At 60.2% G+C, this 6,606-nt stretch carries 5 protein-coding genes and 1 pseudogene; all 6 read right to left on the reverse strand.

Features of this window, described 5'->3' with window-relative positions:
* Positions 1-154 (reverse strand): annotated as a pseudogene (locus GHO03_RS23235) (peptide ABC transporter permease); the annotation flags it as partial.
* Between the two features lies 1 nt (position 155).
* Entirely contained in the window at positions 156-1,991 is a 1,836-nt protein-coding gene (locus GHO03_RS23240) for an extracellular solute-binding protein (protein WP_256668752.1), read from the reverse strand.
* 177 nt (positions 1,992-2,168) lie between these two features.
* The gene (locus tag GHO03_RS23245) at positions 2,169-4,895 is read right to left on the reverse strand and encodes a TonB-dependent receptor (RefSeq protein WP_095026692.1); all 2,727 of its coding nucleotides are present in this window, start codon (positions 4,893-4,895) and stop codon (positions 2,169-2,171) included.
* Between the two features lie 220 nt (positions 4,896-5,115).
* The gene (locus tag GHO03_RS23250; protein WP_048369966.1) at positions 5,116-5,517 is read right to left on the reverse strand and encodes a biopolymer transporter ExbD; all 402 of its coding nucleotides are present in this window, start codon (positions 5,515-5,517) and stop codon (positions 5,116-5,118) included.
* Positions 5,517-6,221, reverse strand: coding sequence for a MotA/TolQ/ExbB proton channel family protein (locus GHO03_RS23255; RefSeq protein ID WP_095002841.1), 705 nt, complete (start codon positions 6,219-6,221; stop codon positions 5,517-5,519). Before GHO03_RS23255 ends, GHO03_RS23250 begins: the two co-directional genes overlap by 1 nt.
* Before the next feature lie 53 nt (positions 6,222-6,274).
* Positions 6,275-6,606 (reverse strand): energy transducer TonB (locus GHO03_RS23260; protein ID WP_153400603.1); only part of this gene is annotated, 332 nt, incomplete at its 5' end.

Here is a 6,606-nt window from a genome sequence, read left to right on the forward strand (position 1 = left end):
CGCCTACGCTGGGGCCGCTAAAGCCCTGCAAGCGGGCGATGGCCTGCTCCACCGGGCCTCCGGGAGCGGCCTGAACAATCAGGAAGTTGACCACCAGAATGCACAGCAGGGTGGGGATGATCAGCAGTAAACGTCGACTGATGTAATGCAGCATCTCAATGACCCTCCGACGGTGTGCCGGTTGCTTTCATGGCCGCGTTGGTTTGTGCGGTTTTGCTGACTTCCCACCAGGTGTTCAGCCCTTCGTCATACTTGGGCTCCTGCGCCGGACGGCCAAAGCGGTTCTGGTACACGGTCGGGGTGCCCACCGAGTAGTAGTTGGGAATCATGTAGTAGCCCCACTGCAGGACGCGGTCGAGGGCGCGGGCGTAATGCACCATTTCGTCACGGCTGTTGGCCTGCACCAGCCCGTCGAGCAAGGTGTCCACGGCCGGGTCGCGCAGTACAAAGGAGTTGGAGGAACCCACTTGCGTGGCGCTGCGCGAGCCGTACATGTCGTACATCTCGCGGCCTGGTGAGACGATGGGGTCGCCGCTGCGCGGGAAGCCGACGACGATCATGTCGTAGTCACGGGCATTGAGCCGGTTGACGTATTGCGCCGAGTCGATCTTGCGAATGTCCATGGTGATGCCGATCTGCGCCAGGGTGCGTTTGTACGGCAGGATCATGCGATCAAAACCGCCCTGGCCATCGAGAAAGGTGAACCGCAACGGCTCGCCCTGAGCGTTGACCAGTGTATTGTTTTTTGCGCTCCAGCCCGCCTCTTTGAGCAGGGCCAGGGCTTGCAGTTGCTTATCGCGGATATAGCCGCTGCCATCGGTTTTGGGGGCCTGATACACCTGCGTGAATACCTCGTCGGGGATCTTGCCGCGCAAGGGTTCAAGGATTTGCAGTTCGCGGGCATCGGGCAGGGCAGTGGCGGCCATTTCGCTTTTCGGGAAGTAGCTCTGTTGACGCACATAAAAGCTGCGCATCATCTGCTTGTTGGTCCACTCGAAATCCCATAACAGACTCAGCGCCTGACGTACTCGGCGGTCCTGGAAGAACGGATTTTGCAGGTTGAAGGCAAAGCCCTGGGCTGCGCCGGGTTTTTCCTTGGCAAACACGCCTTTTTGCAAGCGGCCATCGGTCAGCTTGGGGCTGTCATAGCCGATGCTGAACCCGGTGGCCGAGAATTCGCGGTTGTAGTCAAAGGTTGCGGCCTTGAGCAGCTCGCGGGCCACGTCGGTATCGCCGTAAAAATTCACGGTCATGCGGTCAAAATTGTAGAGGCCCTTGCTCACGGGCAAGTCCTTGGCCCGCCAGTTTTTATTGCGCTCAAAGCTGATGCTGCGGCCGGGATCGACCTGTGCCACGGAGTACGGCCCGCTGCCCAGCGGTGCCTCAAAGCCGCCGCCATTGCTGAAATCGCGGGTTTTCCACCAGTGCTCAGGCAAGATCCGCATGCTTGCCAGATCCAGCGCCAGGGTGCGGTTCTGGTTGCTCTTGAAGTTGAAACGCACTTGCAGCGGGCCTTCGATTACCACGTCCTGGACCTCGCCATAGAGCATGCGATAGCTCAGGCTGCCTTTGGTCATCAGCAGGTTGTAGGTGTAAGCCACATCCTCGGCGGTGATTGCTGTGTCGTCGGCAAAACGTGCCTTGGGGTTCAGGTAAAAGCGTACCCACAGACCGTCCGGGTCGCGCTCCATTTTTTGCGCCACCAGACCGTACACGGTGTAGGGCTCGTCCAGTGAGCGAAAGGCCAGGGGTGAATAGACCCAATCATTCACTTGTGCGACTCCGGTGCCTTGGTCGACATAGGGCGTGATGTAGTTGAACTGGCCGATTTCCATCGACGCACGGCTCAGAGAACCGCCTTTGGACGCATCCGGGTTTACGTAGTCGAAGTGTTGGAAATCGGCCGGGTATTTAGGTGCTTCGCCATAAACGGTCATGGCCTGACTGGGCGCGGCGTTGACGCCAATGCATACGCAGGCCAGCACAGGCATCAGCAGCGTGCGCAGCAGGGGCAGGAGTAATGAAGACATGATGGGTTTTCCTTGTGCCGCGTGTTGAACCATCGAGTGCTTGGAAAAACCCCCGCCGCATGCGCGTGAACTGGCGGCGGGGTTGCGATTTCGCAGTTGCACCGGCACGTGCAGGAGTAGGCAGGTGCCGGTGATCACTCAGAAGTGGTACGTAGCGCGGGCGAAGAAAGTACGGCCCATTGGGTCGGCATAACGCGGATCGTAGCCACTTTGAAAGTTATAGGCCTGATTGGAGAACGGCGGGTTGCGGTCGAACATGTTTTTGATCCCCACATCCAGGTCTACGGTTTTGTTGAAGGTGTAACCGCCCGAAATATCCCACAGGGTGTAAGACGCTACACGGGAGTGGGTGTCCGGGTCGGCGTCGTCATAACCGCTGGTGAAGCGGTTGACCAGCGAGGCACGGTACGCGCCCAGGTTCCAGGTGCCGCTGAGCACGTGCTTCCAGCGCGACACCACGCCGGTGCCTTCAAAGGCGTCGACACGGCTGGTGTAATCACCACCGATGGTGGTCTGGTAGTCATAGCGCGACACATAAGTGCCTTGCAGGCCCAGGCCGAACTGGCCGTACGGGGTGTTCGGGAACTTGTAGTCCATCGACACGTCGACACCGCTGGTTTTTACCGCACCCAGGTTGGAGTTGCCGGTGACGATGTAATCCAGCGAGCCATCGGGGTTGCGCACATAGCGGTCAGCATAAAGCGACGGGTCGTCGAAAACCGTGGACTCCGGGAACTCGTTGATCTGGTTGGCGATATGAATCCACCAGAAGTCCAGGCCCATCGACAGGTTGCGCACGGGTTGATAGACAAAGCCCAAGGTCACGTTACGGGCCTTTTCAGGAGCCAGTTTGGTGTTGCCGCCGGTTTGATTGCGAAACTGCTGGCCGCAGTCGCGACCGGCGTTGCCGCCCGGTTGCACGACACCGCCGGTGCACAGTACCGGGTCGTTGTAGTAGCCCTGGGTGTAGGTGGTGTATTGCGCGTTGTACAGCTCATACAGTGACGGTGCGCGGAAACCTTCGCTGTAGGCGCCACGCACCACCAGTTCCTTGACTGGCTGGTAGCGGAACGAGTACTTGGGGTTGGTGGTGCTGCCAAAGTCGCTGTATTTGTCATGACGTACGGCTGCCGACAGTTCGAGGCTGTCGAGGACCGGTACGTTGAGTTCGGTGTAAGCCGCCTTGACAGTACGGTCGCCTGTGACACTGGCATTGGGGTCTACGCCCAGGCTGCTGATATCGGCTGCATATTGCTCATAGTCCTGGTGGAACTTCTCCTGGCGGAACTCGCCACCGATAGCCAGGCCTGCCGGGCCCGCACCGAACCAGTCGCCGATTTCACGGCTCATGCGTCCATCCAGGCCCGTGACCCGGCCTACGGAAGACGCGTACTGACCGTGGTAACGGTTGGCGTCAATCAGCGCCTGGCCAGCCGCGGTTTGCGGGCCGAAGGGGTTGATGATGCCATCGGCGATGCCATTGATCATGGCCGCGTCGCTGACATAGCCGCCGCTAAGGCTGGAAATCACCTGGTTCTGGTTATACGAAGCGCCAACGTTGTAGTCCCAACCTTTGGCGACACCATCGAAGCTCAGCACCAGGCGCTGGCTGGTGTTCTGATCCTTGGCCTGGCGGGCACCGGCAGCGGTTTCGCGCCAGTTGAGGTCGATCGGTTGCGTGGGGTCGAAGCCAGGGTTGGTGGAGGGCGGTGTGATGCCCTTGCCGGGGAAAAACGGCGAGGACGGGTCCATGGTCAGGCCGGTGAGCGGCGCCGGGGCGATCGAGGTGGCGTTGTTGTTGCGGGCAAAGAAGTACTCAAGGTTGACGTTATCGACATCAGTGATCTTGCCGGTGGCCTTGCCGAAGAACGAAGTCTTTTCGGTTTCCGGTAGCAGGTCGAGATAATTGCGCGTATCGAAGCGGCACACGCCTTGGCGTGCAACCAGATCCGGGCCATTGCAACTGCCAGAGGACAGCGGGTTGGTACTTACGCCACCCTGACTGTAGTTGGCCGGGTATGAAGTGCCGGAGGTCTGATCCAGCCCCCGGCCCGGAGCGTAGCTGGTGGCGAAGGTACGGTCCCTGGCTGCCAGGCTGTCCTGTTTGTTGTAACCGACCACACCCATGATGTTGAAGCGATCCTTGTCCAGGTCGCCGTAGCCCCAGCTGGCACTCAGGTCATGGCTGTTGCCGCCACCGCTGGCATCCGCGCCTTCGCCGCCGAGGGAAAGGGTGCCATCGGTCATGGACTTTTTGGTGATGAAGTTGATTACGCCGCCGATGGCGTCAGTGCCGTACAAGGCCGATGCGCCGTCGCGCAATACCTCGACGCGGTCAATGGCGGCAAACGGGATGGTGTTCAGGTCTACCGCAGAACCGTCAATGGCGTTATTGCCCAAACGGCGGCCGTTAAGCAGCACCAGGGTCTTGTTGGCGCCGATACCGCGCATGTCGGCAAAGCTGGCACCGCCTGTGGCCTGGCCCACGGAGCTGGCCGAGTTTTGCAGCGATTGGTTACCGGTGACGCGCTGCATGATCTCGGCCGTGGTGGTCACGCCTTCGTTGCGCAACTGCTCGGCGCGCAGGATGGTGATGGGTACGGCAGTTTCGGCATCCACCCGGCGAATCGCCGAGCCAGTGACTTCGACCCGATCCAGTTGCGTGGTGGCTGGCGCTGGTGCCGCGTCAGTGCTCACCGCCGGGGTGCTCACGGTAGTGCTCGAATCATCCGCTGTAGTCACTTCAGCTGCTTGCAACTGGCCCGCGCTCATCCCCAGAGCAACCAGATACAACGGCACGAAGCGATGCCGTTGCAGGCTTGCAACGAGCGGTTTGAGGGTGAAACCTGAACTCTTCATCTGCATGGTTAATTCCGACTTTTTCAGACGTTTATTGGAATGGCCTTGTGAGCCCTCATGACTCCAGTTGGGTTATGTCGACCCGGGCAAAACACTTTTTTCAAGCAAGCCGCTCCCCTGCAGGGGCCAAAAGCCCCTGCGCGGCGTGGGTGGTGCGTGGTTACATCAGGATCAAAAGCCCCTCACCCTGACCTTCTCCCTTTGGGAGAGGGTTGGGGTGAGGGCTTCATCTGGCGGTCATCACCGATATCTTGGTAATGCCCGAGCGTTCAATGGAGGCCATGGCCTTGGCCACCTGGCCGTAGTTGACACCTTCGTCCGCCTGCAACTGCACGCGCACTTCCGGATCCTGGGCTTTCACGTCCTGCAGGCTTTTCTCCAGGAGTTCGGGGGCCACCTCGTTCTTGGCCAGGAAGAACTTGCCGTCCTGATCGACGCTGACCACCACCGGGTCTTTTTTCTTTTCGGTGGCCACGGCGTCGGTCTTGGGCAGGTTGATCTTGATCGCGTTGGTCATCATCGGCGTGGTCACGATAAACACCACCAGCAGTACCAGCATCACGTCCACCAGCGGGGTGACGTTCATTTCGCTGAGTACTTCGTCACTGTCCTGAGTTGAGAAAGACATCAGCTTGCCTCCCGCACTGGGGTGCGCTTGTTGGAAATGGCCTGACGGTCGATGGCAAAGGCGCTGCGCTGGGCGAGGGCGTCGAAGTCATGGGCAAAGTCGTCCATGTTGGCCGAGGCCAGCTTGAGGCGACGCAGGAAGAAGTTGTAAATCAGCACTGCCGGTACCGCGACCGCGATCCCCACACCGGTGGCGATCAGGGCATGACCGATGGGCCCGGCCACGGTCTCCAGGCTGGCGGAGCCGGTTGCGCCGATGGTTTGCAGCGCTTCCATGATTCCCCACACGGTGCCGAACAGACCGATAAAGGGCGCGGTGCTGCCGATACTGGCAAGTATCGCCTGACCGCTTTCCAGGGCGCGGCGCTCTTTTTGGATCTGCTGGCGCAGGTTGCGCTCCAGACGATCGGAGCGGTTGATGGTGTGGGCCAGTTGCTGGGTGGTGCGCGGGCTGTCATCAACAATCATGGCTTCAAAACCACTGTTGGCGATGCGGGCCAGGGCACCGGGGTACTGGCTGGCGTGTTCGGCCGCCGTCAGCAGGTCAGGGGCTGCCCAGAAGGCTTTGCTGAATTGCGAGTTTTGCGCTTTCTGGCGCAGGTATTGCGATGACTTGATGAGCAGCAAGGCCCAGCTCACCACCGAAAACAGCACCAGTGCCCAGAGCACCCCGGGGACAATCATGGAAGACATAGACTCGTTCATGGTTACACCTCACACGGCGGCTAAATAAAAGTTAGTGTCGGCACCCGGCTGGGTTATTCCGGCAATTTGAAAGAGATGGTCTGGGTGGCAAATCCTTCGATGGGGGTATCCCCTCGTTTGGCCGGGACAAACTTCCAGTTGCGTACGGCTTCTACAGCCGCGTCATCGAGTGCCTGTTTACCGCTGGATTTGGTGACCTCCACCGTCCCGGCGCGCCCGTTGGGCAGTACCTTGATTCGCAGCACCACAGTGCCTTCCCAACTGCGTCGCAAGGCCAGGGATGGGTACTCGGGCGGCGGGTTGCCAAGGCTGGCGAGCCCCGATACCGCCGCGGTTTCCTTGACCGGACCGGGTGCTGCGGCAGGCGCCGCGGGTGCTGCTGGCG

Origin of the sequence: Pseudomonas sp. FSL R10-1339 (assembly GCF_009600545.1) — a bacterium.
Classification (GTDB): domain Bacteria; phylum Pseudomonadota; class Gammaproteobacteria; order Pseudomonadales; family Pseudomonadaceae; genus Aquipseudomonas; species Aquipseudomonas bubulae.

Bases quoted from the DNA above. Each gene is read 5' to 3' on its own strand.
- GHO03_RS23245 (WP_095026692.1), bottom strand. From the start codon at position 4,895: ATGCAGATGAAGAGTTCAGGTTTCACCCTCAAACCGCTCGTTGCAAGC.
- GHO03_RS23240 (WP_256668752.1), bottom strand. From the start codon at position 1,991: ATGCCTGTGCTGGCCTGCGTATGCATTGGCGTCAACGCCGCGCCCAGT.
- GHO03_RS23250 (WP_048369966.1), bottom strand. From the start codon at position 5,517: ATGTCTTTCTCAACTCAGGACAGTGACGAAGTACTCAGCGAAATGAAC.
- GHO03_RS23255 (WP_095002841.1), bottom strand. From the start codon at position 6,221: ATGAACGAGTCTATGTCTTCCATGATTGTCCCCGGGGTGCTCTGGGCA.